We start from the raw sequence: 26,251 nt of genomic DNA on the forward strand, positions 1-26,251 counted from the left end.
GCCTTTAGCGGGTCCGCGGCGGCTTGTGAACCCCCGAATCGCCCCGCTGGCGGGTCGTCACTTGCCGACTTCGTCGTCCCCACCGGCACCGCCGAACATGTTGAGGAGGCCGCCGCCCTTGGTTTCGAGGTGGCTGCGGTACTGTTGGAGCTGGGTTTCGGACAGGTAGGGACGCAGGGATTCGACCTTGGCGTCGGTGCGCTGTTTGACCGTCGCCCGGAAGTTCTTCTGGATGTCGGCCATGGAGGTTTTCTCGCCGCCCTGCTGCTGTTGCATCTGGCCCTCCATCTGCTCCTGCATGAGGTCCTGGATGCCGAGTTCATCGTCGAACTGGATGCCCATGCCGTCGGAAAACAGGCTCATCATGCTGCCGGTCTTCTGGTTGTCCTCGCGGGTGGCGGCTTCGGTCATCAGGACCTGATAGACGTTGTCGCGCTGTTCGGCGGACAGGTCGAGGACGTTGGTGATGCTGCCGAGGTCCTTGAACGCCTTGGACTCGATGCGGGACTGGCGTTCCTTGCCCTTGAAGGCGGTGTATTGCTCCTTCTGCTCGTCGGTGAGAACGCCCTCGGTGGCCGTGTCGAGGCCGTCGGTTTTCATCAGCTCTCCGATCTCCTTCATGTGGGCGAGGTCGTTCGAGGAGTCTTCGTCGTGGGTCAGGAGCGAGCCGAAGGTCTCGAACCGCTTTTCCATGGCGGCGCGGATTTTGGCCTTCTGATCGTCGTTGAGGTTCAGATCGGCGGCCAGCTTGTCGAGGCGGGCCTCGAACTTCTTCCGCTGGACGTCGGTCATCCGCTTGGCCATCTGGTCTTGGGCCTTTTTGCCCATTTCCCGATTCTTGGCGTCGCGCTTGGCCTTGGCCTCGTCGTTGTCCGGCTTGGCTGGACGGCCCGTGGAGGTTTTGGCCGGGGCGGCTGCTGCGGCCTCGTTGGCCGCCACGGCGTCGGTCTTCGCGGTCTCCTTGGCTGGAGCGGCGGCGATGGATGCCGGGGCGGCTGGTGTGGCGGGGGTGGTCAGGGCGTGGGAGAACCAGCCGATGGCGATGCCACCGGCCACACAGGCGACGGGGATGAGGGGCTTCATGGGATGGGCGGTAGGTGGAAACCACGGCCGGCCGGCATGAGCCCGGCGGGGGTGGTTACTGATCTCCTGTCTTGGCGGGGGCGGCAGCGGACATCATTTCGCGCAGCCATGCCGTAACTTGGGCATCGGAGGGTAGTTCACCTTTCTCCAAGGCTGCCAGATAGTTCTGGAACGGGGCCGGATTGATGCGGGACCGGACGGCGGTGTCAGAGGTGGCGGCGGCCACGGATTTTTTCGCGGTGGCGATGGCGGCTTCCTTGTCTCCACCACGCCACTGGAGGCGGGAGAGGGTCAGGAGTTCCACCGGCCCGCTTTTGGTCTCCAGGGCCGGAGCCAGGATATCCGCCAGCGACTTCATGAGCGTGCCCGGAGCCTCGTCGTTCGGCAGCACCGTGCGGGCGACGTTGAAGGCGAACACCGGCCGGGTCGGCGATTCCGGCAGGGCCTTTACGGCGGCCTCCAGCGCGGGCCAGTCTCCCTTGGAGGCCAGCAGGATCATGTTGAAGTTGACCAGCGATTTGCTGGTGGGATCGAGGGCCTTGACGGTCTCGATGGCCTGGGTCATTCCGGCGATGTCCTTCTTCCGGGCGGCTTCGTTGAACGAACGTACCGCAGCGACGATCTGATCCTGTTTCGAATTGTCCTCACGGATCTGTTTCAGCGTCAGGTCCAGGGCTTCCCCGCCCTTGAGGAGACCTTCGATCACCTCGTCGGTGAGTTTCATGGGATGGCACATCAACACGATCTTCCCGTCCTTCACCACGAAGGTGTGGGGGATGCCATCCACGCCGGCGGCCTCCAGCCAATCCTTGGTGAAGGCTGCTTCCTTCGTGTTGTAGGACACGGGGTAGGACATGCCTTCGCCCTTGTTCTTCACAAAGGTCACGACCGGCTCCTTGCCTCCGCGCTCCCACACGTTCATGCCGAAGACGCGCAAGCCCTTGTCGGCGTATCTCTTGTGGAGGTCGTTGATGTGTGGAATCGCGGCGATGCACGGGCCGCACCAGGTCGCCCAACATTCGAAGACGTAAACTTTGCCCGGCTCCCAGCTTTTCGGGGCCTCGCCTTGGATCCACTCACCGGTGGCGAAGGCGTCCGGGGTCACGCTCGATCCGACGACCAGCGTCGGAGCAGGCTTTTCCTGCGGGGTCGCGGCGCTGGGCGGGTGGGGCACGACCGGCTTGGCGGGAATCGCGGCGGGCTTGGCCGGAGCGTCGGTTTCGGCGGCGGCGAGCGCGGCCGAGGCGAGGAGCAGGAGAATTGGTTTCACGCACCACAAACGCCACCGAGGCCGGGATTTGTCCGGGCAATCTCCCACGGCGCTCAGGGGAGCTTGGAGGCCAGGGACCGCTGTTGGCTGTGGGATAGGCCCGGGTCCGCCGAGATGCGTGAGCGAAGGGCGGCGGCGACAGTGTCGCGGGTGTCGCCTTCCGGCAGGCGGGCGATCCAAGCCACCGTCGCGCCCCGATCGCTTTCATACCAAGTTTCCGCGAGGGCTCCCGCGCGATCCGCGGTGGCGAGAATGGGATCCGCGAGCATGCGGGAGGCGGCGGCTCCGGGGTCCTGGCGGGCCCACTGCGCGAAGGCATCGTCGAGCAATCTCTCGCGGTTGATTCCTCCGGTGGGCTCAAGCAGTTCCACGGTGGCTCCGGGGTTTCGGGTGTCGATCACCAGAGTGGCCAGGCGATCGGGGAGAAGTGGGGTGTCTTCGTCGACGGCGTAAGTCCGGAACGCGGTCCATTGCTCCTTGTTCCACTCTTGGGAGACCCGGCTGAAATCGACGGGGCCTGCGGTGTCGTGCGGGAAACCCAGCCACCAATCCATGGCGGACACGGGGTCTGACTTCGCCCACGCCGCGGCCACCTTGGCGGCGGCGGCCTGTTGGGTGCCACCCGAGGGCAGGTCCGCCACCATTTCCCGAGCCCCGTCCGGATCGGTGCTGAAGCGGGTTGCGGCGATAGTGCCGATCGCCAGGGTCAACGGGTAGCCGGACAGCCGGGCGTTCGCCCATTCCAAGGCGGTGTCCGGTTGGCTGCGGGCGAGGGCTTCCACGTAGACCGGTCCCAGTCGGGCGACGTCGCCGGAGGGGGCGGATTTGGAAAGCCATTGCGCCGCCCAGGCGATCATCGGGCCCGCGTTGGGATCGTTCGAGCGGAAGGCGGTGGCGGCGAAGCGGGCTTCGAGTTTCTTCCGTGATTCAGGCGGGAGCGATTCCGACCACGTGGTGGCGGCGAGCCAATCACTCTTCAACCATCCATCGGCGATGCCCGCCCACAGGTTGTCCCTGCCGGTGGACGGGGGCAGGGACAACAACCGCGCCAGACAGCGGGTGCGCTCCGCTCCGGTCGGGCTGAGTTTGCCAGCCAGGGCCGGATCCTGGGCTACGAGAAGATCGAAGTGTCTCAACACCGCATCCGCGAGTGATGGATCTTCACCACAGAGGAAGTGGTCGAGAGCGGAGGAGACCACCGCACTCCGGTCGGATGGAGCCGGAGTCATCCGCAGCACATCGGGGAGGATATCGGGAGACCTTCGCAACCACTCGGTGAGGACGATGCGAGCTTGGCCGGGAGTCACCGAGGCTGGGCCGGAAATAAGGAAGCGCCAGGTGGCCTCCGGGGCCTCGGCGGCACAGGCCTCGATGACCTCGGCCGGGAAATCGCCTTGGGAAGCTCCGGACGCCCGGAGCCGCTCCAAAGTCGACAAGGAGGAGGTCGATTCAAGCGCCACCAGCAAGCGGCGGCGGGCGAGGCCGTGGAGGTCGCGGGCGTTCCTGAGGGTCTCGCCGGTGTCGGGAGCGCGGCTTTCACGGGGAGGTTCGGTGCTTCGGTCGGATGCGAGAACGTGCTGCCATTGCTTGCCGATCCGGGCTGCCCCGTAGACGGCACAGGCGATGGCGAGCGGCGGCAGGGTGGTTTTCAGGAGCGGATGGAGCCGGTTCATGGCGGAACCAAGGTTTGGCTGAGGGCGAGGAAATCGGCGGCGGAAAGGCCGGGGGCGGTGTCGAGAGCCGCGGCGGCCGCATCGGGATCGGCGGCCGCCCAGGCGGCGAAGGCTTCGCGCCGGGTTTGGCTGCGGAGGGTGGGGTTGGAGATCGTGCCCGCCCATTCCCAAGCGCTTTCCGGCTCGGTGTCCTTCAATTGGGCGACCAGTGGGAGGGTGGCGGCATCCCGGATGCTGCCGGGCGGCTGAGCGTCCAGCCAGACCGCGGCTCCGTTCGAATCGTGGTGGGCCCAGCCCTGGATGGCGCTGGCCACGCAGGCGGCGCGGGTTGGATTGTCCTTTTGCCTGCTTGCCCACTCGATGGCGGCACGGGGATCGAGCTGGCTCCAAGTGCCGGCCAAGCTGGTGACGGCGCGGAGCGAATCGGCCGACGGAGGCAGGTCGGCCAGGAAGGGGGCGAGATTTTCCAACCGGAGACTTTCGATCGGCGATGGACCGGCCTCGGTGATCCACTGGTCCATGTTTTCCAACGAGGAGGCGATGACCGCGCCCCGGTCTTCCACCGGGACATGGCGCAAGGTCTCGAACGAGCCGGTGGCCAGATCGCCGACCAATTGCCGGTACAGCGCCCGGCGCAGTTCCGCATCCGCCACGCCCTTGCCGAAATCCAGTGCCGCGGAAGGTTCGGTGGCGAACCACGCTTTCATGATGCCACTCATGGCGGCCATCTTGGCTCCGGAGTCCGGTTCACGGGCCACGGCTTCCGCGGCTCCACGGAGTTGGCCGGGCGGCAGGGCATTCCACATCCGGGAGAGCACGGCGGCGGGCACCGTGCCGTCCCCCGGCGAGATGGAATCGATGGCGCGGAACGCCGTTGCTGGATCCAGTTTGCCAGCGGCCAGCGCCATTCCGAAGGTGTCGACGAGGCTGTTGACCGGCTCCAGCGCCGGATACTTCCGGGCGAGTTCCACGAGGATCATCGGATCCTGTTGGCCTAGCAGGGTCAGGGCGTTGGGGCCGTTGACGAAATCGTGGGGTCCTTCGGAGTCGAACAGGGACCGCAGCCACTCCGGGGACTTGCCCTTGGCGAGCATGTCCAGCCGGTCGAGCGCGATCTGGGGCGATACCCGCGCCAAGGTGGCAAAAGCACCTTTTAGCGCCTGGACGCGATAGGGGTCGGGAAGGGATCGCGCCCACTTGAAGACCGCCTTGGAATCGGTTTCCGCCCGCGCCGCACCCAGCAGGGTGAACAGCGCGCCGGTCTTCGGATTCCAAATCGGCGAGCCATTGCGGGCGGTGGGGGAGAGTTCGAGAATTTTCAGCGCGATGGCCTGAAGCTCCTCAGGCTTCGCCCGTGCGGCAGCCAGCCAGGCCGGGCTTCCGGCGTCCGGTTGGCCGAGATGGCCCGGAGCGCGCCAGAACCACTGGACGAACAACGCCGGATCCTCGGTCAGCAGGCCGGTGCCCACCGTCCGCAGGTCGTCATCGACCTCGCGTCCGGGGTGGGCGGCGAGGTAGTCCCAAGCCGCGTCCAAATCCTCGATCGCCCATTCCTTGAGCAGCATCACCCGCGGAGCGGGATCGGTATTTCCACCGAGACTGGCGACGAAATCCAAGCCGTTAGCCGGGTCGATCTCGGCCCAGCGGGCGCAGATCAACTCGAGGGCGTGGGTTCGTTCCATGCCGGGCGGCTGTTTCAAAGCCGCCAGCAGCCGCTCACGCAGTTCCGCGGTGCCTGCCTTCTCCAATCCCTGTCCGGGAAGAGGAGTGGCTTCTTCCGTCCGAGCGGAAGGAGCCTTGGGATGAGATCTGGCGGACTCTTCCGGAAGCGGTGCGAAGGCCCCCCACCATGCGGCGACGGGGACGGTCAGCCACAGCAAATGCGCAGGTCGGAATGGCTTTTCCCGCATTAGGACAAACCATCGCCTGTCACGCGCCGGATGTCACTTCGAAACGTCCTCTCCCTCCTGGCCGAGGAATGATTTCCGGCACAGCTCGGCGTATTTGCCGTCCAGGGCGAGCAATTCCTCGTGGTTGCCTTGCTCGATCACGCGGCCTTGTTCGAGGACGTAGATCCGGTCTGCATTGCGGATGGTGGAGAGGCGGTGGGCGATCACGAAGGCGGTGCGGTTTTCCATCAGCCGGTCCAGCGCGTCCTGGATCAGGCGCTCGGTTTGGCTGTCCACCGAGGCCGTTGCTTCGTCGAGCAGCAGGATCGGCGCGTTCTTCAGCAGGGCGCGGGCGATCGAGAGGCGTTGCTTCTCGCCGCCGGACAGCTTTACGCCGCGTTCGCCGACGTTGGTGTCCAGAAGCTGCGGCAGCTCGCGGACAAAGGGATCGGCGTGGGCGGCTTCGAGGGCGGTCCACAACTCGGCATCGGTGGCATCCCGCTTTGAAAGCTGGAGGTTTTCCCGCACGGTGCCATTGAAGAGGAAGGCCTCCTGGGTCACGTAGGCGAGATGGTCGCGGAGGTTTTCCTTCGAAAGCTCCGCGATGTCCTGCCCGTCCAGCCGGATGGTGCCGGCGGTGGCTTCGTAGAACCGGGCCAGCAACGAAAGCACGGTGGTTTTTCCGGCACCGGTGGCCCCGACCAGGGCGATCGTCTGCCCCGGCAGGGCTTCCAGCGAGACCTCGTGGAGGGTGGGCTGGTCTTGGTAGGAGAACGAAACCTGCTCGAAGGCCACCGCGCCCTTCACCGGCACCGGCAGGGTTTTGCCTTCGCGGGCATTCGGTTCCTCCTCGGCATCGAGGATCTCGAACACGCGGTCCGCGGCGGAGCGGCCGGAGAGGAGCATCTGGTTGAGGCTGTTGAGACGGTCGATCGGTTCGTAGAAAAGCCCCAGCGAAAGGAAGAAGCCGGTGAAGTCGCCGAGCGTGAGATCGCCCTTCATCACCGCGTGGCCACCGAAGGCGAGCACCAGCACGTAGCCGGTCATGCGGACGAAGGACATCAGCGGCGAGTAGATCGCCCACCATCTCATCATCCGCAGGGTGGCCTGGCGCAGCAGGTCGGAGAAGCGGTTGAAGCGGCCGAGCTCCTCGGTTTCGGCGGCGTAGGCCTTGATTTGGCGGATGCCGGAGATGTTGTCGTGAAGGATGGCGTTCAGGTCGGAGGATGCCTCGCGCTGGTTCCGGTAGCGGTCGCGGCCCTTGGTGGAATAAAACCACGCGCCGATGGCGAGGACCGGCACGGGCAGGGTGGCCCACAGCGCCACCACCGGATTGAGGTAGAACAGGAAGGCTCCCACCCCCAGCACCTGGAGGGACGCGATCAGGCCCTGCTCGACGCCGTCGATCAGGACGCGTTCCATGTTCGTCACATCCTCGACGACGCGGGTCATGATGTCGCCGGTGCGGCGGGTATCGAACCAGCGCAGCGGCAGACGCTGGATTTTCGAGTAGAGGTCGGAACGGATGTCGTAGATCACCTTCTGCTCGAAGGTGTTGTTGATGAAGATCCGCAGTGAGTTCAGGCCGTCCTTGGCGAGGAAGCCGAACAGGGCGAGGCCGATCCAGAGCGGGAATTCCCCGTGTTTCGCGGGATTCGGCAGGATGTGGTCGATCACGTGGCGGGTCGCGTTCGGGAACACGAACACCGCCAGGGTCATCCCCACGGCGCAGAAAATCTGGGCGGAAGCGAGGCCCGGGTAGTGGCGGAGGTAGGAAAAAACGCGGGAAATGGAACGCATGGCGGGCGGCAAACCGTCACGCCGTGTGGGTGCTTTGTAAAGGCAAGCGGCAAAACCCGTGAAATTTGGGATTGCCGCCGCAAAACAGACCTTCCTAATGTCCGCTCACACGAGGAAACCCACCTTTTAAATCCCAAACCCTATGGCCAAAACATTCGGCATTCTGACCGCCATTGTTCTAGCGGCGTCGGCATTCGTCGGCTTCAAGAACAAGGAGAAGTACGACGCGGAAATCACCGCCCGCCAGACCGCGCAGACGAACCTCGACACGAGCAAGAAGCGCTTGGCCAAGGCCGAGAAGGAGCTCACCGAGACCACCGCGAAGCGGAAAGAGACCGAAGCCACGGTGGCGGCTCTCAACACCCAGAAGGCGGAACTCACCGCGGCCAATGCCAAGGTCAAGGCGGAGATCGACGAGAAGACCGCCCAGACCGAGGCCAACAAGGCCAAGCTGGATGATCTCAAGAGCAAGCTGGAGAACGTCGGTGACCTCGCGACCCTCGGGCCGAAGCTGAAGGCCACCAATGCCCAGATCGAGGAACTCAACCAGACGATCGCCACCAACACCGCGACGCTGGCCAACCTGACCGCCGATTCCGGCCGCCTCGACAAGGTGATCGAGAACTACCGCTCGATCAGCGCCCTCTACCCCGCCAAGAAATCCAATCCGGCCCTGAAGACCCGCATCAGCGCCATCTACCCGAACTGGGGCTTCGTGACCCTCGCTGCTGGCAATGCCGCCGGTGTGGTGACCAACTCGACGCTGGAAGTCGTCCGCGATGGCGAGACGATCGCCAAGCTCCAGGTGAGCGCCGCCGAAGCGGGCTCCGCCTCCGCCAGCATCGTGCCGGACTCGGTGAAGGCCGACACCGTCCTGATGGTCGGTGACACGGTGGTTCCCGCGAAATGAGCTGAGTAAACAATCCCGAAACCCACGATCCGGATTTCCATGAAACCCCTTTTCCACACTCTCGCGGTTCTTGCCACCGGCGGCGCCGTTTTCTTCTCGTTCCAGCTTTCGAAGAAGTTCGAAACGCAGCAGAGCGAGCGCCTCGCGGCGAACAAGGAGAACAAGGAAGTGACCGCCCACGCGGAAAGCACCGAGGCTGACCTCAAGAAGGAGCTGAACGCCCTCGCCAAGGCCCAGGATGAGCAGACCGCCGCCGAGCAGGCCGTGAGTTCGCTGAAGTCCGCCGGCTCCGGCCTGAAGCGCGACCTCGCCGCCCAGAACGCCCTGCTGGAAGAGCAGAAGGCCCAGTTCGCCGAAGCCGAGAAGGCCATCGAGCAGATCAAGGCGGCTCTTGCCGACCTCGGTGCCGATGTGACCCTTGAGAACCTTCCCGACAAGGTGAAAGAGCTCGAGAACAAGAAGCTCGACCTTGAGAAGAAGCGCGACGAACTCAACCTCCTCGTGGAGAAGGCGACCAAGCAGCGCGATGCGCAGAAGGACGAGACCGGTCGCTTGGCCGACGTGAAGGGCAAGCGCGACACCCGCATCCGCCGCAACTCGATGGAATCCGTGATCACCGCGGTGAACCAGGAGTGGGGCTTCGTGATGGTGGGTGCCGGCACCAACACCGGCTTCACCCCGCAGACCAAGCTGCTCGTCCTGCGTGACGGCCACTTGATCGGCAAGGTCCAGCCGACGTCGATCGAGCCGAACCAGACGCTCGCCGACATCGATTTCGACAGCCTCGCCGAAGGCGTCCGCCTCCAGCCGGGTGACAAGGTCATCCTGGCCGAGCCGGCCACCAACTGAGGTTTCTCCGAATCTTTTTTCCACAACCTCCGCGGGCTTGCAGCCTGCGGGGGTTGTTTTATGTTCGGCCCATGCGTTTGCTGTCGCTCGCCGCCGCCGTTGCCCTCACGGGCCTGCTTTGCCCCTCCTGCGTGAACAAGGAGCCGGAGAAAAAGCCGGTGCCGCCGCCGTCCTCCGCCAGCAAGATGCCATGGAACGTGCCGCAGTCCGGTCAGGGAATGGGCGCTTTCGGCATGATGCCGCAGCTCCAGCAGCGCCGCTGATTCGCCTTCACTCGCGGTGATACGGCGAGCCTGCCTTCATCGAGGCCAGGCGATAGAGTTGCTCCAGCAGGACTACCAGCGCGAGTTCGTGCTGGAGCGTGAGGGCGGAGAGGGACAGGACCATGTCCGCCTTCTTGCGGAGTTCCGGCGTGTGCCCGTCCGAGGCTCCGATGAGGAAGGCCACGCACTTCACGTCGCCGCGGTGTTCGAGCGCGTCGAAGCGCTTGTAGAGCTCCGCGGTGGTGAGGCGTTCGCCGCGCTCGTCCATGGCGATGCGGTACATGCCTTCGGATTTTTCCAGCAGCCGCTGGGACACTTCCTCCGATCCTCCGGCCTTCACCAGTTCCATCGTGACCTGGCTGTAGCGGCCGAGGCGTTTCAGGTATTCGGCGATTCCGTCCTTAGCGTAGGAGAGGGCGGGCTTGCCGGCGGCGAGGATGAGCAGGCGCATGCGGAAGGAAAGGATGGCGGAACCCGGCGTTGCTTTCGAGCCCGAATCCGCGATGGTGGTGTTAGATGCGATACACGTTCCTGCTCCTGCCCTTGCTGGCCGTTTCCTGCGGTACTCCCGACAACATCGTTCCCGAGAACCACCGGGAGAAGAAGATGTTCGCCTTCCTGGAGAAGTTCGACCGCTTCGACTACAACGGCGATGGCAAGCTGACGAAGAAGGAAGTCCGTCAGGGCCTGCGCGAGAGCGAGGTCCACGGCATCACCAACGAGGAGATCGACAAGGGTTTCGCCGAGTTCGACACGAACCACGATGGCGCGATCTCCTTCGCCGAGGCGCAGGGCGGCATGCGGCGCGAGTTTTCGGAACGTTGAGCGCGTTCGGATCAGAGCGGCGCATCCGGCAGCCGCTCGCCATTCCACTCCAGATCGTGGGTGGAGGCGTCCTTGATTTTCGCGCCGGGGCCGATCGTTTTGCGGATCCGCCGGAGTTCCTTGAACATCTCCCAGCCCGCGGCGTGGGGTAGCCGGTCGTCCGGGGCATTGACCACATCTTTGCCTCGGAAAAAATCCCGCCAGCGGGTGGGGCCGCGTCCGCGCTCGGTGAGCATGGCGAAGGTCACCATCCGGGGGGTGGGATCGGTGGGCCAGAGTCCCGGGCAGGCGGGATCGAGGTATTTGAAGGGATCATCCCGGGCCAGCAGGTGCAGGCCGCTGGTGGTGCGGGGATTGCACTCGATGACCTTGATGCCGTTCTCGCCCGCGATGAAGTCGAAGCAGATCTGGCCGGTGAAGCCGAGGTGCTCCACCACCGAGGAGCAGAACTCGAACAGGGGGGGAGAAGCCACCGGCTCGAAGAAGAACCCGGCCCCGTGGCCGACGCGGTGTTTCGGCTCGTAGGTGGAGTGAGCGGTGATCTTGCCGCCGATGGCGAGTGTGAAGGTGCACAGGGGCTTGCCCGGGGTGAACCGCTGCGCCACCCAGGGGTGTTCCGTGGAGGGCGAAATGCTTTTCCAACGGGACGGTTTCGGACGGATCAGCACCTCCGCGGCGAAGCGCGAGAACACCGGTTTCAAGACCCACTCCCGCAGGCCGGTGTGGGTGGAGGCGAAGGCTTCCAGCTCTGTCTTGGACCTCAGTTCATGCGTTTCCGGTGGTCGGATGGAAAGGCCGGGCGATGCATCGATGAAGGTCGCGAATTCGCCTTTGTGGTGCAGCCGGGCAAGCGTTTCGAAAGACGGCCCGAGGAACTTGGAAATGCCGGTGAACAGCTCGCGGTAGCGGGCGAGCACGAAGATTTCCTCACAGGTGGGGATGATCCATGCCGCCCCGCAGGCGAGGGCGGCATCCCGCACGGCGAGGGCATGTTCTAGCGGAGAGGTCCGCGGTGGGGGGACCGGGATGAAGTCGGTGAGATAGCGGGAGGCGCGGCATATCGGGCTCCGGAAGGAATCGCACGCGGTCACGCGGTGGCCTTCCCGTCCGAAACGACGGATCCAGTCCAGGGCGGCGAAGGCGCGCGCCCCGGTGACGAGAACGGAGGAGGGCATGGAGGGGGGAGAGACTACTGCGAACCGGCGATCGCCAACACCTCCGCGAAGGGGTAATGGGCGAAGAGTCCGAAGGCATCGTGCCGGGTGAGCTTTTCGCGCGTGGTGGCGGGACTGCTCAAGCCGCAAAGGAAGCGCGCGAGCTGGCGCGTGGTGCCCAGCGAGGCGTGACGCTCGCGGGTGAGCTGGCGGACCAGCTCCCAATCCCCGTCCGCGGGCGGAGCCGGGGTGGTGCGGGGAATGGAGGTGGCCGGGAGGCCTCGGCAGCGGTCGCAGTGACCGCAGGGGTGGGGGAGGGTTTCGCCGAAGTGGGCGGTGAGCGCGCCGGTGAGGCAGCCGGGCGCCTCGGCCAGCGCCACCACCTGGCGGAGCCGTTCGAGGTCGGCGTGCTCGCGTTGGCCGAAGCGGACATTCAGGCGTTCCGCCAGCGCGTGGAGGTCTCCCGGGTCCTTCAGCAGCCGGTAGCGCTGGCGGATGCCGGCCTTTTTCAGCGCCAGATCGCCCGCTTCCTCGAGGTGGACCAGCGCGCTGACGATGCGCTCGCGCGGTTCGCCGATGCGGGCGGCCACGGCATCGACCTCGAAGTTCGTCCACACCCGGCCTTTCGCGCCGGCGGCGAAGAGGCGGGTGAGGAAATTCTTACGGCGTTCATCGTAGCCCGCCAGCACCCGTTCGAAGGGGCGCAGCAGGTTCGCGGAGTAGGTGCCGTGGAACGAGCCGGTGGCTTCGATCACGCCCTCCAGTTCCAGGTAGGTCAGCACGGTGGAGACCACCAGCGGCCGGATGTCGCAGGACGAGGAGAGGTCGTATTGCGAGACATCGAAATTCTCGCCGAGCCGCAGCACGCGGTCGATCAGGTGGCGGATCGCCTGCGGGGTCGGAGTATCGCCGTAGATGAAGTTCTCCAGCACCGGCAGGTCGTCGCCGCAGGCCAGCCATTCGCAGATGGAGGGCTGTCCGTCGCGTCCGGCGCGGCCGATTTCCTGGGAGTAGTTCTCGAGGCTCTTCGGCAGGTTGTAGTGGTAGACGCGGCGGATGTCCGCCTTGTCGATGCCCATGCCGAAGGCGATGGTCGCGACGATCACGGAGGTGGTGCCGGTCATGAAGGCCTCCTGGGCATCCACGCGGAACTCATCCGGCAGCCCGGCATGATAGGCTCGGGCGGCGATGCCGTTTTTCTGGAGGAAGGTGGCGACCTCCTCGGCGGTTTCCTGGCGGGTGACGTAGACGATGGCGGGACCGGGGGCCTCGCGAAGCCGGTCGAGCAGCAGTGGCTTGCGTTCCGCAGGCAGGGCAGGGGTCACGCGCAGGTCGAGGTTCGGGCGGTGGAAACTGAGCTGGATGTGGTCGGCCTCGGTGATGCCGAACGCCTTGCGAATGTCCGCCGACACGGACGGGGTGGCGGTCGCGGTCAGGGCCAGCACCCGGGGGATGCGCAGGTCGCGGCACAGTTGCGCGAGCTTGAGGTAATCGGGCCGGAAATTGTGGCCCCATTCGGAAATGCAGTGGGCCTCGTCGATCGCGATCATGGCGATCCGGAGTTTCCCGAGGCGGTTGCGGAAGCCCTCGTTGGCGAGGCGTTCCGGGGCCACGTAGAGGAGGTTCAGCGAGCCATCGCGCAGGCGGTCGAAGACCTCGAAGGCTTCCTGCTGGCTGAGGGTGGAATCGAGGCGGGCGGCGGGGATGCCCTTGGCGACCAGCGAATCCACCTGGTCTTTCATCAGCGCGATCAGCGGCGAAATGACCAGCGTGAGCCCGTCCAGGAGCAGGGCCGGGAGTTGGTAGCAGAGCGATTTTCCGCCGCCGGTGGGGAACACGGCCAGGGAGGATCGTCCCGCCAGCAGGGTGCGGACGACCTGCTCCTGTCCGGCGCGCAGCGAATCGAAGCCGAAGCGGGCGCGCAGGGTGTCGAGGACGGGATCAGGGGGCACCCGGCCAGTGAACCCGGCGCGGAGGTGGGAATCAAGCAGGTGAATGCCCGATAAGGACGGCTTCCCGGGCCGTATGGGACAGCATGCTCCGTTTGTTTTCCGTGGTTCTCCTGATCGCCGGTGCCCGTGCGGAAACGGTGTGGCAGCCGGTTCTGGATGCGGAGGTGTGCGTTCCGGAGTTCCGACCGGATGGGATGTCGTTCAACGGCTACCGCCAGCCGTCGAACTTCGGCGGTGACCTCGGGTTCATTCCGGCAAAGCCAGCCCGGATCTCTTTCCGGGACGGTGCCATGGTGGTGCGCCCTGGAGCCGCGGCCGAGGGGCTGTGGGCGTCGCTGGCCGGGCCATCCCACGAGGTGGGCCGTACTTTCGATGCCGGGGATCTGCTCGGAGTGGGTGGTTTGCCCGCGAGCCGGGTGCCGGTGACCGCGGTGGCGGTGGATGCGAAGGGGAAGGGGAGGCTGCACGTGGAAATCGCCGATGCCAGACGCGTGGCGTTGTGGAGCGGGGATATGGCGGTGGAGTCCCGCGAGGTGGCCCGTCTCCGCCTGCCATTCGACGCGAAGCTGGCGGCCAAGGCGAAGTTCCTGTCCTGCACGGCGTCGCTGGATGGGGACATCACCCTGCGCCGGATCGGCTTCGAGGCGGAGAAACCGGACATCGAGCCGGCGGACTGGTTGTTCCGGATTTCGTGGGGGAAGCTCCGTCGTTGCCTGGACCCGTCGAGCGGGTTGGTGGCCGGTCGGGCGCATGTGAACCGAGGGCAGTTCCTGGCCCTGCCCGGGTCCGGGATGAATGCCCTGGCCACGGCGATCGCGGCGAAACAGGGGCTACTCGATCCCGCCCAAGCCGCCGCGGAGGTGCGTCTGACTGCCCGCACCGTGCTGGGCATGAAACACTCGCATGGGTTCCTGCCGCATTTCGCGAGCCGCCAGCCGGATGGCCGGGTGGTGCCCACGGAGAAGAGCGAGTTCAGCTCGGTCGATACCGCTTTGACGCTCCAGGCCCTGCTTCTGGCTGCGGATGTCTTGGAGTTGACAGACACTGCTGCGGCGGTGCGGGAGCGCATCCGGGCGATCGATTGGACCGGCATGGTCGATGAGAACGGGTTTCCGCATCACGGCTACTCCGCGGCCAGCGGCCAGGTGTTGTCCGGGGCCTACCGTGGCTGGGGCGGCGAGCAGGCGCTGACGGTGCTGCTGGAGGCGATGGGCCGCGGCGACCAGGCGCGGGGCAAGCTGGCGACCACCGGCAAAGTTTACCGTGGCGTGGGCTTCATCGCCGAGATCCAGAGCCTGTATCATCCCGACTTCGACCGCCCGGATCCGGACCGCCTCAGCGGGGTGGTCTGGCCGGAGGCGAGGCGGAAACTTCTGGTGGAACAGGCCGCCTATTTCACCAAGCGGAAGCCGGACTGTCCCGCCAGTAAGCTGGGCCTGTGGGGCTTATCCGCCGGGGAGGGCGGCATGCCGGGGGCGGCCTATGCCGCGAATGGAAGCGATTTGCCGGACCGCGAGTGGATTCATCCGCACTATCCGGTGATGGCGGCGATGGGTGATCCGGCGCGTTTGCCAGCGGTGATCCACTCGTTCGAGCAGGCGGGCTTGTTGTTTCCCCGTGGCTTGCCGGAAACGGTGTCCATCGACGGGGTGCTTTACAATCCGCTGCAATGTTCGCTGAACGCGTCCTTTGAAACCCTGGCGGCGTATCACGCGTGGAAGCGTCCCGCCGGGCAGGACGTGGTGGACCGGGCCAGCCGGGCGGATCCGATGATCCGCACCGCGATGGCCCGATTCTACGCGCCCATGCCCTAAAATAACCTCCGGAAAGCCAACAGCCGCCTTGATTTCCGCTCCGATGAAACGACAGAGTTTGGAGGACGTTTGATTGGCCGCACTTTCAGGGTTGCGTCAGCCCCCCTCAAACGGACAAGGTTTGGGATACGGTTAGGTTCACATGGACGAACGTTACGAAATACGCGGCAAAATCGGCCAAGGTGGGATCGGTGCGGTCTATCGTGCGTTTGACCAGCGCATGAACCGCGAGGTGGCCATCAAGCGCATCATTCCCGAGGGCAATGACGCCGACCACCAGGACGAGGCCACCAAGCAGCTCACCAAGGAGGCCGGTGCCCTGGCCGCGTTGCAGCATCCGCACATCGTGACCGTCTATGACGTGGGCGCGGACGAGGATGGGCCGTACGTGGTGATGGAGATGCTCACCGGCAAGTCTCTGGACGAGCTGGTGGAGAAGGCTCCGCTGACCGTGGGGGATTTCCGCGAGGTGGCGATCCAGACCCAGGAGGCGCTGATCGCCGCGCAGGACCTGCACATCGTCCACCGCGACATCAAGCCGGGCAACCTGATGCTCACCTGGCTGCCGTCCGGCAAGTTCCAGGTGAAGATCGTGGACTTCGGCCTGGCCAAGTTCACGCCGAAGCCTTCGAAGCAGACGCTCGACCAGCAGGACGCGGTCTACGGTTCGATTTTCTTCATGGCGCCCGAGCAGTTCGAGCGCGGCCTCGTCGATGGCCGCACCGACCTTTACGCGATGGGCTGCGTCTACTACTTCGCCCTGACCGGGAAGTATCCTTTCGATGGCGAGACCGGACCGCAGGTGATGGGTTCGCATTTGAGCCACCTCGTTAAACCGATCGGCGAGGTCCGCCCGGACCTGCCGCCGTGGCTGCGGGATTGGGTGATGTGGCACATCAACCGCGATGCGGCGGACCGCCCGGCCGACGCTCGCGAGGCGCTCCAGGTGTTCCTCCGCAACGAAGGCGCGGGAGCGACCATGCCCGCGCGGACCGTCGCGCCGCCTCCTCCGCGTCGGCCGGGGCTTGGCACCGGGCCTGTCCAGACCGTCACCGCCACCCAATCCGCGCCGCAGTCGCTGCAACCACCGGATGGTTCGCGGCCCAGCGTTCACACGACCTCGCACGTGCTCACGAAGGGCCCGGCCACCAGCTCGGTCCAGACGCACACGCGTCCGGTGACGCCCATCCCGCAGATCCCGAAGAAGAAGATGAGCAATGCCGCGAAGGCGGTGATCTCCGGCATCCTCGGCCTCGGTGTCATCATCGTCGGCATGACGATCATGAAGGGCGCGGAGAAGGAGAAGCAGGAGAAGGCTCTTCAGGCCCTGATCGACAAGGCGGCGGATCCCGCGAAGGAACTGGAAGTCACTTCCAAGCAGCTCAAGTCGTTGTTCGACAACCTGAAGGTTCCCAAACAGCTTGCGCAGCATGCGCCGACAATGAGGGCGATCCGGCTCGCGAAGTCGTCCAGCTTTGATGTGGATGCGGACATTGCCAAGTTCGTGACGTCCTCCGCCTTCAACAATGACGAGGATCTGCGTCAGATGTTCTTCCGCGATGTGGTGGGATACCGTGACAAGTTTTCCGCGATCGGTCCGATCATTGCCTATGCCCGCGCGGCGAAGGAGAAAAGCTCCGCCGATGCGGCGCTGGAATCGATCCGGCGCAAGGCGACGGACGACCATTTCGATGCCCTGCTCGAAACCATCGAGTCGGCCCAGTTGATCGAAACCAAGCGGGCGGCGGTTCGGGTGGCGACCGACGTGGTGACCCGTAGTTCGAACCGCGGGGTGCTGCGTGGAAAAATCGAGCAGCTGGTGAGCCGCGCGAAGGATGATATCAAGGGCGACCTTATTGGGCTCAAGAACGCGGCCAGCGATTGAGGTGCGTCATGGCGTGTAGACCGTCACCGGTCCCACGCCGCTGCCTTGCACGCGGCGGAGTTTCTCCACCGCCTTGCGCACCGCTTCGGCGGCCTGCATCGCCTCGGCCATGGTGTTGAGCCGGGAGAAGCCGAGGCGCAGGCTGCTCTTGGCCTTGGCATCGCTGAAGCCCATTGCCTTCTGGACATGGGACGGCTGCTGTTTGCCGGTCATGCAGGCGGAGCCTGCCGAACAGGCGATGCCCATGTCATCGAGCAGGATCAGCAGGCCCGCGGCCTCGCAGCGTTCGAAGGAGACATGGCTGGTACCGGGCAGGCGGTGGCCGGGATCGCCATTGATCTCGCACCCGGTGATGGTTTCCAACAGCTTCGCCTCGAAGGCATCGCGCAGGGCGCGGACGGAGCCGTCGCCGGAATCGAGGAGCTGTTTGGCCCGTTCGGCGGCCTTGCCGAAGCCGACGATGGCGGCGGTGTTTTCGGTGCCGCTGCGGCGGCCCTTTTCCTGGCCTCCGCCGCGGAGCAGCGGCTCGAAGCGGCAGCCGCTGCGGACGTAGAGCGCGCCCACGCCTTTCGGCCCATGGAACTTGTGCGCGCTGATCGAGAGGAAATCGACCGGCACCGCGCGGACATCCACCGGGATCTTGCCCACGGCCTGGATGGCATCGGTGTGGAAGGCGAGGCCGTGTTCCTTCGCGATGGCGCAGGCTTCGGCGATGGGCTGGATCACGCCGGTCTCGTTGTTCGCCCACATGATCGAGGCGAAGCCGCCGCCGTCCTTGGCGGATAGGCACGCGGCACGGAGGGCGTCGAGATCAAGGCGGCCGAAGTGGCTGACGCCGATGCGGTCGAGCGGATAGCCGACTTCCTCGAAGGTCTCGCAGGGTTTGAGCACCGCGCTGTGTTCGATGGCGCTGGTGATGGCCCGGCCGGCCTTCCGGCCGACGAGGCGGGCGAGCCACTTGAGCGCGGTGTTGGTGCTTTCGGTGCCGCCACCGGTGAAGACGATCTCGTCCGGCTGCGCGCCGATCAGCGCCGCGACCTGCTCGCGCGCCGTTTCGATCGCCTGGCGCGCCGCCTTCGCGCCCCGGTAGGAGGCGTTCGGGTTGTGGAAGCCCTCCGTCAGCCATGGCAGCATGGCATCGAGGACTTCCGGCAGCAGGGGCGTCGTCGCGTTGGCGTCGAGGTAGATCACGGGGGAAGAATAGGGTAGGCGGGCTCCATTTCCAGCCCCGTTCGACTTCCTGCCCGGGTGACAAAGCGGCCCGGGTGCGGCAGAATGCCAAGCATGCCCCGCTACGTCGCCTTTCTCCGCGCCATCAATGTCGGTGGCCGCAATGTGAAGATGGACGCCTTGAAGAAGATCTTCGAGGCGGACGGCTTCAAGAACGTGGCCACGTTCATCGCCAGCGGGAACGTGCTGTTCGATTCGAAGGCGAAGCCGGAGGGGCTGGAGCGGAAGATCGAGGCGCTGCTGCAGAAGGAGCTTGGCTACCGTGTGGACACTTTCCTCCGCTCCGTTCCCGAGCTGGCGGAGATCGCAAAGGCCAATCCTTTTCCGGACACGGAAGGCGGCACCACCCATGTTGGTTTCACCGCGGAACCGTTCGATCAGGAAGCCACCGCCAAGGTGCTGGCATTGAAGACGGACATCGATGGCCTCCACATCGCCGGGCGGGATCTCTATTGGCACTGCTCGATCCGCAGCAGCGATTCCACGTTCTCCGGCGCGGTGCTGGAAAAGCTCCTGAAACGCCCTGCCACCTTCCGGAACATCAAGACCGTCCGGAGTCTGGCCGAAGCCAAGTGACCTTCAGGGAAAAGGCCGTGAGGGACGACCCTTGATTCAAAAATTAATCATTCGTTTGACTTTTTTATGCGATCGTTTAATTTTTGGCCGTCATGCAAGCGGAGCTGTTTCCATCCACTTCCGGCAAGGGCGAGCAAGCCCGCCGCCGGTTGCTGCTGGCGGCGTTGAAGGCGGTCGGCGAAAAGGGCTACGAGAACGCCTCGGTCCGGGAGATCGCCGATGAAGCCGGGCAGAACGTCGCCGCGATTTCCTATTACTTCGGCAACAAGGAGAAGCTCTACGCGGAGGTGCTCGATGGCATCGGCGCGTTCCTCCGCTCGCTGATTGGGCCGCTGGCCGAGGACAGCCGCGCGCGGCTCGAGGTCGGGACGATGACACCCGCTGACGCCGTCGCGGCGCTCAAGAAGGTCCTCGGGCTGCTGCTCGGCCGCCAGCTTGCGGGCTCGGAGTTCGACAAGATCCGGCTGGTGATGATGCGGGAGCAGGCGAATCCCAGCGAGTCCTTCGACGTCCTTTACCAGAAGAGCCTGAAGCCGCTGCACCAGATCTTCTGCCGACTGCTCGCGGTGGCGGTGGGCGAGGAGCCGGAATCGATGAACGTGATCCTGCGCGGCCACGCGATCTTCGGCCAGGTGCTGGTGTTCACCGTCGCCCGCTCGACCATCCTCCGCCGCCTGGAGATCGACCATTTCGAGGCCCACCACGTTTCGGCCATCGCCACCATCATCGACCAACACCTCGACCGGCTCTGCTTGCCCGGTCCCTTCCCGAATCCCGCGTCATGAAAAAGATCATCCCTGTGATTCTCCTGCTCGCCGTGGCCGGCGGTGGTGTCTGGTACTATCTGGATCGTATCAAACCGGAGCACGAGCCGCTGCAACTGCACGGCAACGTCGACATCCGCGGGGTCGACCTCGGTTTCCGTGTCGGCGGCCGGGTGGTGGAGGTGCTGAAGGACGAGGGCGACCTGGTGAAGACCGGCGACCTGCTCGCGCGTATCGATCCCGCCCCGTATGAGCGTGCCCTGGAGCAGGCGAAGGCCGCGCTCGCTTCCGCCGAGGCCCAGGCCCGCTTGAAGAAGGCGGGCTATCGACCCGAGGAGATCGAGCAGGCGCGCGCCACGCTCGCCCAAAACCGAGTGGTGGCGGACAACGCCGAGCGGGCCTACAAACGCCAGGCCGATCTGGTGAAACAGAGCAGCGTTTCCAGGCAGGAATACGAGAACGCCGAGGCCGCCCGCAACGAGGCGATCCAGCGGGTGCGGCTCGCGGAGGCGAATCTCAACCAGCTCGAGGCGGGCTTCCGCACCGAGGAGATCGATGCCGCGAAGGCCGCCGTCGAGCAGGCCAAGGCCGCGGTCGGTTCGGCGCAGATCCAGTTGGCGGACACCACGCTGATGTCGCCTTCCGACGCGGTGCTCATCACCCGCGCCGTCGAATCCGGCGCGATCGTCCAGCCCGGCACCACGGTGCTGTCGCTGTCGCTGGAGAATCCGGTGTGGGTGCGGGCCTACGTGTCGGAGCCTGATCTCGGCAAGTTTCCGCCCGGCACCAAGGTGGAGCTGTTCACCGATGGCAAGCCGGACCACCGCTACCACGGCACGGTCGGCTTTGTCGCACCTTCCGCGGAGTTCACGCCAAAGTCGGTGGAGACGAAGGAGCTGCGAACCTCGCTGGTCTACCGCATGCGGGTGGTGGTTGAAGATTCCGATGGTTCCCTGCGGCAAGGCATGCCGGTCACGATCCGGCTGCCCAATCCCACCAAGTGATGTCGAAGATCGTGGTCAGCTTCGAGGGTCTGGTGAAGACCTTTCCCGGGATGGAGGCACCCGCGCTGGATGCCGTCTCGGGCGAGATCCGCACCGGCGTCATCACCGGGCTGGCCGGTCCCGATGGTGCGGGCAAGACCACGTTGCTGCGGCTGATCGCCGGCCTGTTGGAGGCGAAGGAGGGAACGGTGCGCACGTTGGGATTCGATCCCATCGCGGACGCCGCCGAGATCCGCGGGCGGGTCGGCTACATGCCGCAGAAGTTCGGCCTCTATGAGGACCTCACCGTGATCGAGAACCTCACGTTGCAGGCGGACCTGCGGAACGTGACCGGAGCGGAACGCGAGGAGGCCTTCGAGCGTCTGCTCACCTTCACCGACCTGAAGCGCTTCACGAAACGTTTCGCGGGCAAGCTGTCCGGCGGCATGAAACAGAAGCTCGGTCTGGCCTGCGCCTTGTTGGGGAAGCCGGAGCTACTGCTGCTCGATGAACCCGGGGTGGGCGTTGATCCGATCTCGCGCAAGGAGCTGTGGGGCATGGTCGAGGACCTCGTGAACCAAGGCATCGCGGTGGTGTGGAGCACCGCCTACCTCGATGAGGCCGAGTTGTGCGGCACCACGCTGGTGTTGAACGAGGGCAGGATGCTTTTCAGCGGCACGCCGCGCGAGATCGCGGAGCCGCTGGCGGGTCGCTGCTTCCATTTGAAGAACCTCCACGAAGGCAAGCGCCGCCTGCTCACGAAGGCGCTGTCGCGGCCCGAGGTGACCGATGGCACGATCCAGGGGCACAACCTGCGGCTGACGTTCCGGAAGGGCGCGCAACCGTTCGATCCGCAGGAAATCGGCGCGGGCTCCGAGGCTGCGTGGGCACCGGTGAAGCCTCGTTTCGAGGACGCCTTCATCGATCTTCTCGGTGGCGGTCCCGAGGGGGAATCGGTGTTGGCGAAACACACCCGGGAGATTCCGCGCGATGGAGCCACGGTGATCGAGGCCGCGAACCTCACCAAGCAGTTCGGCGATTTCAAGGCGACGGACGACGTCACCTTCCAGGTCGAGCGTGGCGAGATCTACGGCTTGCTCGGACCGAATGGCGCGGGCAAATCGACCACCTTCAAGATGATGTGCGGCCTGTTGGTGCCGACCGCGGGCACGGCGAAGGTGGTGGGTCTGGACCTCCGCCACAGCGCGGGCAAGGCGCGCCAGAAGCTCGGCTACATGGCGCAGAAGTTCTCGCTCTATGGCAATCTCACCGTCGCGCAGAACCTCGCGTTCTTCTCCGGCATCTACGGCCTCACGGGGAAGTTGCAGAGGGAGCGGACCGGAGACATGGCGGAGATCTTCCACCTGAAGCCGTTCCTGAACGCGCGCACCGATTCGCTTTCGCTCGGCTACAAGCAGCGGCTCGCGCTGGCCTGCTCGGTGATGCACGAGCCGGACATCCTGTTCCTCGATGAACCGACCTCGGGTGTCGATCCGGTGACGCGGCGCGAGTTCTGGACCCACATCAACGGGCTGGTCGAGCGCGGTGTGACGGTGATGGTGACCACCCACTTCATGGACGAGGCGGAGTATTGCGACCGCATCGGGCTCGTGTTCCGCGGCCAGCTCATCGCGAATGGCACGCCGGACGAACTCAAGGCGGGCGTCGCCACCGCGGACGATCCCGATCCCTCGATGGAGGATGCCTTCATCCGCCTCGTCACCGGAAAGGAGGAGACATGACGGGTCTTTCGCTCCGCCGCCTGCGCGCGCTGTGTTGGAAGGAAACGCTCCAGATCTTCCGCGATCCCAGCAGCAATCTGATCGCCTTCGTGCTGCCAGTGGTAATGCTGTTCATCTTCGGTTACGGCATCAATCTCGACGTGCCGAAGCTGCGGGTCGGCGTGTTGAACGAGGCGGGCGGAGTGGAGGCCAGCGGGTTCGACTCCGCGCTGGTGGCCTCGCCCTCGCTCGACGTGCGGCACTATCGGTCCCGCGAGGCGATGAGCCGGGACATGGTGGATTCCCGGATCCGCGGCTTCGTGGTCATTCCTCAGGATTTTTCGCGGCGGCTCCAGAGTCGCTCGGACACCGCCCCGGCGCAGGTGGTGGCGGATGGCTCGGAGCCGAACACCGCCCAGTTCGTCACCTCCATTGTCAGTGGCGTGTGGCAAACGTGGCTGCGCCAGAACGCGGCGGACCATGGTCGGGAGATTCCCGAGCAGGTCACGCTGGAACCGCGCTATTGGTTCAATCCCTCCGCGGAAAGCCGGAACTTCCTGATCCCCGGCTCGATCACGGTCATCATGACGGTGATCGGCGCGCTGCTCACCTCGCTGGTGGTGGCGCGCGAATGGGAGCGCGGCACGATGGAGGCGCTGCTCGCCTCACCGGTGACGCGGGCGGAGCTGCTGCTCAGCAAGATCCTCCCTTATTACGTGCTCGGCATGGTGTCGCTGCTGCTGTGCGTCGCGGCCTCGCGTTGGGTGTTGCACGTGCCGTTCCGCGGATCGCTGCTGGCGCTGGCGGTGGTGGGTTCGTTTTTCCTGCTGAGCGTGCTCGGCATCGGGCTCGCGATTTCCACCGCCACCCGCAACCAGTTCAATGCCGCGCAGGCCGCGCTCAACGCCGCCTTCCTGCCCGCGATGATGCTGTCCGGGTTCATCTACGAGATCGCGAGCATGCCGGTGTTCCTGCGTGGTGTGACCCACCTGATTCCCGCGCGTTACTTCGTTTCCTCGATCCAGACGCTGTTCCAGGCCGGCACACGCTGGAGCCTGCTGCTGCCGGACATCGGCATGCTGGTGCTCGCCTCCGCGTTCTTCCTTGGCCTGACCGCGAAACTCACCCGCCGCCGCATGGAGTGACCTCGCCATGAACTTTTTCCACCGCATCCACGCCCTCGTCCGCAAGGAGCTCCAGGCGCTGTTCGGCGATCCGTCGAGCCGCGCGCTGCTGCTGATGCCGGTCATCCTGCAAACGGTGCTGTTTCCCTTCGCCGCCACGCTGGACGTCACCAATGCCTCGATCGCGATCTACAACCGCGACTCGGGCCTGCCCGCCACCGAACTGGTCCAGCGCTTCGCCAGTTCCACGGCCTTCACGCACGTGATCCCGGTGACCAGCCAGCAGCAGATGACGGAGGCCATTGAGACCCGCGAGGCGCTGCTCGCCGTGAGCATCCCGGAGGATTTCTCGCGGGAGCTGGCGGCGGGGAAAGGCGCGCCGGTGCAGGTGCTGCTGGATGGCCGGCGTTCGAACAGCGCGCAGATCGCCTTCGGCTACCTCCAAGGGATCGTTGAAGGTTTCACCAAGGACCGCATGGCGGCGTCCGGACAGGTGCAGCCATCCGAAGTGGTCGGGCGGTATTGGTTCAATGAGAACCTGATCTACCGGAACTTCACGCTGCCGAACCTGGTGGCCGTGATCACCACCATCGGCGCGCTGGTGCTCACCGCGCTATCGGTGGCGCGCGAGCGCGAGCAGGGGACCTTCGACCAGCTTCTCGTGTCCCCGTTGACTCCCGAGATGATCATGATTGGCAAGGCCGTGCCCGCGATGGTGGTGGCGTTCTTCCAAGCCACGATCATTCTCTGTGCCGCGGTGTTCGCCTACCACGTGCCGTTCCGCGGCAGCCTGCTGCTGCTCTATGTCGGCATGTTCTTCTACGCCCTCTCGTTGGTGGGCGTGGGCTTGTTCATTTCCTCGCTGTGCGGCACCCAGCAGCAGGCGTTCCTCGGCGCGTTCTCGTTCATGATGCCGGCGATGATGTTATCGGGCTTTGCCGCGCCGGTGGAGAACATGCCGCACTGGCTTCAGATCGCCACCTGGCCGAATCCGGTGCGCCACTTCGTGGAGATCGTGAAGGGCGTGTTCCTGAAGGATTCGTCGCCGGAGCGGGTGCTTTCCTTGATCGTGCCGTTGATCGTCATCGGCTTCGGCACGCTCAGTCTGGCCGCAATCATGTTCCGTCGGAAGTCGGCGTAAGTAGCGCGAAGCTTGGCTTCGCGTGCTTCCAGCGCGGCATTCCGGTGAAGGGGTGCCCCGACCTTGCATCGAGCTCTCCACCGCACGCGAAGCTCAGCTTCGCGCTACGTCGGCTCACCTATCGAACTTCTCCATGTTCTCCTGCACCCACTTGTAGTCCTCGGGGTGCTCGAGCTTGTAACGCTCGTAACCGTCCGCGATGTGCTGGATGCGGGTGTCGAGCGTCGAGAGGTCGAGCTTCTCGCCGTAGTCCGCGCCCTTCGGGTCCTCCACCGGCCAGCCCATCATGCGGGACAGCATGGTCTTGCCCAGTGATGGCAGCGCGTGGGTGCCGTCCGCCCAATACTGCGCGAAGTGATCGCCGTCCGGCGGCAGCGGCTCGCAGTTGAGCGGATGGAAATCGTTGAAGTCCCACAGCTCCACCTTCGGGCCTTCCGGATGCGCGGCGGCTTCCTCGGCGAGGACGGTGGTGAAGGCGAGACGGTCGGTGCGGAAACACGGATCGGGATCGTGCTTCAGGCGGAAGCCGGTGAGGTAGGCCGCGTGGTTCGGCGGGATGCAGAGGATCAGCCGGATGTTCTTCTCGCGGCAGAGCTTGAGGATGCCGTGGAGCGCGTTGGTCTTCGGCGTCTTGACCTCCAACGAGGCCTTGCGCTGGCGGGTGAAGATGTCCACCCAGCGGAACGATTCCTTCTCCAGCACCTGGCGCAGCGGGCGCTTGTCGAGCTGGCGCACCCACTGGCCTTCGCGCGAGTAGGAGGCGAGACGCGGTTTCTTGCCGTAACGGTAGTTCAGGCACTTCACCGTCTGCACGAAGGTGGAAACACCGGAGATGTAGCGCAGCTCGCGTTCCACTTCGTCGTTGCTCTCGGCCAGCGGCGATTCCTCGAAGCCGGAGCCCGCCGGGATCGTGACCGGGTTGGTGACGTCGGCCAGGTCGATGCCGATGATGGCGAGATCGAGCTTCTGGTGGTTCGCGGCGTAGGTGAGCATGGCCAGGTGCTCGTTGAGCGTGCCGCCGCGCAGGGCGAGGTTCGCCACCTTGCGTCCCTGCCACTGCGGCAGCGTGGGATCGAAGGCGATGTCCACGCGCGAGGAGCCGAGCATGACGGTGTCCCAGGTGCCGGAGCGGACGATGCCTGCCTTGCCGGAGCGCGGGTACTTGTGGATCGGCTTGTAGTCGGCGAAGCCCGGATCGCTCCACGGCGCGGGGGTGAGCCACAGCGGGTTCACCCAGGTGTTCAGAAGGCTGACCAGCAGCATCACCACGGCAAACGGCACCGCCAGCCACAGGAAGTAGCGGCGGGACACCCGTCCGGCGGATCGTTGGGAAGGAGTGGCCACG

Annotated in this window: 22 protein-coding genes; 12 read left to right on the top strand and 10 right to left on the bottom strand. The window is 65.3% G+C overall.

What is annotated here, in order from left to right; all coding sequences use genetic code 11:
• Nucleotides 1–57: 57 nt before the first annotated feature.
• From llg_RS08885 to llg_RS08905, 5 genes are all read right to left on the bottom strand, one after another.
• The gene (locus tag llg_RS08885; RefSeq protein ID WP_338289454.1) at nt 58–1,083 is read right to left on the bottom strand and encodes a hypothetical protein; all 1,026 of its coding nucleotides are present in this window, start codon (nt 1,081–1,083) and stop codon (nt 58–60) included.
• 55 nt (nt 1,084–1,138) lie between these two features.
• Entirely contained in the window at nt 1,139–2,353 is a 1,215-nt protein-coding gene (locus tag llg_RS08890) for a TlpA disulfide reductase family protein (protein ID WP_338289455.1), read from the bottom strand.
• 53 nt (nt 2,354–2,406) lie between these two features.
• The gene (locus llg_RS08895; RefSeq protein WP_338289456.1) at nt 2,407–4,026 is read right to left on the bottom strand and encodes a hypothetical protein; all 1,620 of its coding nucleotides are present in this window, start codon (nt 4,024–4,026) and stop codon (nt 2,407–2,409) included.
• Nucleotides 4,023–5,708 (bottom strand): hypothetical protein, encoded by a 1,686-nt coding sequence (locus tag llg_RS08900; RefSeq protein WP_338289458.1) that lies wholly within the window; start codon nt 5,706–5,708, stop codon nt 4,023–4,025. Before llg_RS08900 ends, llg_RS08895 begins: the two co-directional genes overlap by 4 nt.
• 261 nt (nt 5,709–5,969) lie before the next feature.
• Entirely contained in the window at nt 5,970–7,715 is a 1,746-nt protein-coding gene (locus llg_RS08905; protein ID WP_338289460.1) for an ABC transporter ATP-binding protein, read from the bottom strand.
• A gap of 142 nt (nt 7,716–7,857) precedes the next feature.
• On the opposite strand from llg_RS08905, the gene llg_RS08910 reads away from it, so the two are divergent.
• The 3 genes from llg_RS08910 to llg_RS08920 all read left to right on the top strand — a co-directional run bounded on the left by llg_RS08910 (nt 7,858) and on the right by llg_RS08920 (nt 9,737).
• A complete protein-coding gene (locus llg_RS08910; RefSeq protein ID WP_338289462.1) occupies nt 7,858–8,625 on the top strand; it encodes a hypothetical protein in 768 nt (255 codons plus the stop codon).
• 39 nt (nt 8,626–8,664) lie between these two features.
• Nucleotides 8,665–9,474: a hypothetical protein gene (locus llg_RS08915; protein ID WP_338289463.1), complete on the top strand. Its 810-nt coding sequence runs from the start codon at nt 8,665–8,667 to the stop codon at nt 9,472–9,474.
• 71 nt (nt 9,475–9,545) lie between these two features.
• Nucleotides 9,546–9,737, top strand: coding sequence for a hypothetical protein (locus llg_RS08920; protein WP_338289465.1), 192 nt, complete (start codon nt 9,546–9,548; stop codon nt 9,735–9,737).
• Nucleotides 9,738–9,744: 7 nt separating this feature from the next.
• On the opposite strand, the gene llg_RS08925 is transcribed toward llg_RS08920, so the two are convergent.
• Nucleotides 9,745–10,188 (bottom strand): 23S rRNA (pseudouridine(1915)-N(3))-methyltransferase RlmH, encoded by a 444-nt coding sequence (locus llg_RS08925; protein WP_338289467.1) that lies wholly within the window; start codon nt 10,186–10,188, stop codon nt 9,745–9,747.
• A 65-nt stretch (nt 10,189–10,253) separates the two neighbouring features.
• On the opposite strand from llg_RS08925, the gene llg_RS08930 reads away from it, so the two are divergent.
• The gene (locus llg_RS08930; protein ID WP_338289469.1) at nt 10,254–10,562 is read left to right on the top strand and encodes an EF-hand domain-containing protein; all 309 of its coding nucleotides are present in this window, start codon (nt 10,254–10,256) and stop codon (nt 10,560–10,562) included.
• Nucleotides 10,563–10,573: 11 nt separating this feature from the next.
• Here the strand turns inward: llg_RS08930 and llg_RS08935 are convergent, their stop codons facing one another.
• The gene (locus llg_RS08935) at nt 10,574–11,737 is read right to left on the bottom strand and encodes an ATP-grasp domain-containing protein (RefSeq protein ID WP_338289471.1); all 1,164 of its coding nucleotides are present in this window, start codon (nt 11,735–11,737) and stop codon (nt 10,574–10,576) included.
• 14 nt (nt 11,738–11,751) lie between these two features.
• Nucleotides 11,752–13,668 carry an ATP-dependent DNA helicase RecQ gene (locus tag llg_RS08940; protein WP_338289472.1) on the bottom strand — a complete coding sequence of 639 codons (1,917 nt, stop codon included), beginning with the start codon at nt 13,666–13,668 and terminating at the stop codon, nt 11,752–11,754.
• An 83-nt stretch (nt 13,669–13,751) separates the two neighbouring features.
• On the opposite strand from llg_RS08940, the gene llg_RS08945 reads away from it, so the two are divergent.
• A complete protein-coding gene (locus tag llg_RS08945; protein ID WP_338289474.1) occupies nt 13,752–15,482 on the top strand; it encodes a hypothetical protein in 1,731 nt (576 codons plus the stop codon).
• Between the two features lie 142 nt (nt 15,483–15,624).
• Entirely contained in the window at nt 15,625–17,367 is a 1,743-nt protein-coding gene (locus llg_RS08950) for a protein kinase (protein ID WP_338289476.1), read from the top strand.
• Between the two features lie 6 nt (nt 17,368–17,373).
• Here llg_RS08950 and llg_RS08955 read toward each other — a convergent pair whose 3' ends face one another.
• The gene (locus llg_RS08955; protein ID WP_338289478.1) at nt 17,374–18,558 is read right to left on the bottom strand and encodes a cysteine desulfurase family protein; all 1,185 of its coding nucleotides are present in this window, start codon (nt 18,556–18,558) and stop codon (nt 17,374–17,376) included.
• Nucleotides 18,559–18,651: 93 nt separating this feature from the next.
• Here llg_RS08955 and llg_RS08960 point away from each other — a divergent pair, with 93 nt between their 5' ends.
• The 6 genes from llg_RS08960 (at nt 18,652) to llg_RS08985 (ending at nt 24,906) form a co-directional block, all read left to right on the top strand.
• Nucleotides 18,652–19,173 carry a DUF1697 domain-containing protein gene (locus tag llg_RS08960; protein ID WP_338289480.1) on the top strand — a complete coding sequence of 174 codons (522 nt, stop codon included), beginning with the start codon at nt 18,652–18,654 and terminating at the stop codon, nt 19,171–19,173.
• A 92-nt stretch (nt 19,174–19,265) separates the two neighbouring features.
• Nucleotides 19,266–19,958: a CerR family C-terminal domain-containing protein gene (locus llg_RS08965; RefSeq protein WP_338289482.1), complete on the top strand. Its 693-nt coding sequence runs from the start codon at nt 19,266–19,268 to the stop codon at nt 19,956–19,958.
• Complete coding sequence (gene hlyD, locus llg_RS08970) at nt 19,955–20,941, top strand: secretion protein HlyD (protein WP_338289484.1); 987 nt, start codon at nt 19,955–19,957, stop codon at nt 20,939–20,941. The genes llg_RS08965 and hlyD overlap by 4 nt, the downstream gene beginning before the upstream one ends.
• On the top strand, nt 20,941–22,662 hold the full coding sequence (locus llg_RS08975) for an ATP-binding cassette domain-containing protein (RefSeq protein WP_338289485.1): 1,722 nt from the start codon (nt 20,941–20,943) through the stop codon (nt 22,660–22,662). The genes hlyD and llg_RS08975 overlap by 1 nt, the downstream gene beginning before the upstream one ends.
• Complete coding sequence (locus llg_RS08980) at nt 22,659–23,786, top strand: ABC transporter permease (RefSeq protein WP_338289486.1); 1,128 nt, start codon at nt 22,659–22,661, stop codon at nt 23,784–23,786. The genes llg_RS08975 and llg_RS08980 overlap by 4 nt, the downstream gene beginning before the upstream one ends.
• 7 nt (nt 23,787–23,793) lie before the next feature.
• Nucleotides 23,794–24,906: an ABC transporter permease gene (locus llg_RS08985; protein WP_338289488.1), complete on the top strand. Its 1,113-nt coding sequence runs from the start codon at nt 23,794–23,796 to the stop codon at nt 24,904–24,906.
• Nucleotides 24,907–25,020: 114 nt separating this feature from the next.
• Here llg_RS08985 and llg_RS08990 read toward each other — a convergent pair whose 3' ends face one another.
• A complete protein-coding gene (locus llg_RS08990) occupies nt 25,021–26,250 on the bottom strand; it encodes a hypothetical protein (protein WP_338289490.1) in 1,230 nt (409 codons plus the stop codon).
• Nucleotide 26,251: the final 1 nt, after the last annotated feature.

It is taken from the genome of Luteolibacter sp. LG18, assembly GCF_036322585.1.
Classification (GTDB): Bacteria; Verrucomicrobiota; Verrucomicrobiia; order Verrucomicrobiales; family Akkermansiaceae; genus Luteolibacter.

What these genes read in the sequence shown, in the direction of transcription:
- llg_RS08885 (WP_338289454.1), bottom strand. Translation starts at nt 1,083, where the DNA reads ATGAAGCCCCTCATCCCCGTCGCCTGTGTGGCCGGTGGCATCGCCATC.
- llg_RS08895 (WP_338289456.1), bottom strand. Translation starts at nt 4,026, where the DNA reads ATGAACCGGCTCCATCCGCTCCTGAAAACCACCCTGCCGCCGCTCGCC.
- llg_RS08900 (WP_338289458.1), bottom strand. Translation starts at nt 5,708, where the DNA reads ATGGAACGAACCCACGCCCTCGAGTTGATCTGCGCCCGCTGGGCCGAG.
- llg_RS08905 (WP_338289460.1), bottom strand. Translation starts at nt 7,715, where the DNA reads ATGCGTTCCATTTCCCGCGTTTTTTCCTACCTCCGCCACTACCCGGGC.
- llg_RS08910 (WP_338289462.1), top strand. Translation starts at nt 7,858, where the DNA reads ATGGCCAAAACATTCGGCATTCTGACCGCCATTGTTCTAGCGGCGTCG.
- llg_RS08915 (WP_338289463.1), top strand. Translation starts at nt 8,665, where the DNA reads ATGAAACCCCTTTTCCACACTCTCGCGGTTCTTGCCACCGGCGGCGCC.
- llg_RS08920 (WP_338289465.1), top strand. Translation starts at nt 9,546, where the DNA reads ATGCGTTTGCTGTCGCTCGCCGCCGCCGTTGCCCTCACGGGCCTGCTT.
- llg_RS08925 (WP_338289467.1), bottom strand. Translation starts at nt 10,188, where the DNA reads ATGCGCCTGCTCATCCTCGCCGCCGGCAAGCCCGCCCTCTCCTACGCT.
- llg_RS08930 (WP_338289469.1), top strand. Translation starts at nt 10,254, where the DNA reads ATGCGATACACGTTCCTGCTCCTGCCCTTGCTGGCCGTTTCCTGCGGT.
- llg_RS08935 (WP_338289471.1), bottom strand. Translation starts at nt 11,737, where the DNA reads ATGCCCTCCTCCGTTCTCGTCACCGGGGCGCGCGCCTTCGCCGCCCTG.
- llg_RS08945 (WP_338289474.1), top strand. Translation starts at nt 13,752, where the DNA reads ATGCTCCGTTTGTTTTCCGTGGTTCTCCTGATCGCCGGTGCCCGTGCG.
- llg_RS08950 (WP_338289476.1), top strand. Translation starts at nt 15,625, where the DNA reads ATGGACGAACGTTACGAAATACGCGGCAAAATCGGCCAAGGTGGGATC.
- llg_RS08960 (WP_338289480.1), top strand. Translation starts at nt 18,652, where the DNA reads ATGCCCCGCTACGTCGCCTTTCTCCGCGCCATCAATGTCGGTGGCCGC.
- llg_RS08965 (WP_338289482.1), top strand. Translation starts at nt 19,266, where the DNA reads ATGCAAGCGGAGCTGTTTCCATCCACTTCCGGCAAGGGCGAGCAAGCC.
- hlyD (WP_338289484.1), top strand. Translation starts at nt 19,955, where the DNA reads ATGAAAAAGATCATCCCTGTGATTCTCCTGCTCGCCGTGGCCGGCGGT.
- llg_RS08975 (WP_338289485.1), top strand. Translation starts at nt 20,941, where the DNA reads ATGTCGAAGATCGTGGTCAGCTTCGAGGGTCTGGTGAAGACCTTTCCC.
- llg_RS08980 (WP_338289486.1), top strand. Translation starts at nt 22,659, where the DNA reads ATGACGGGTCTTTCGCTCCGCCGCCTGCGCGCGCTGTGTTGGAAGGAA.
- llg_RS08985 (WP_338289488.1), top strand. Translation starts at nt 23,794, where the DNA reads ATGAACTTTTTCCACCGCATCCACGCCCTCGTCCGCAAGGAGCTCCAG.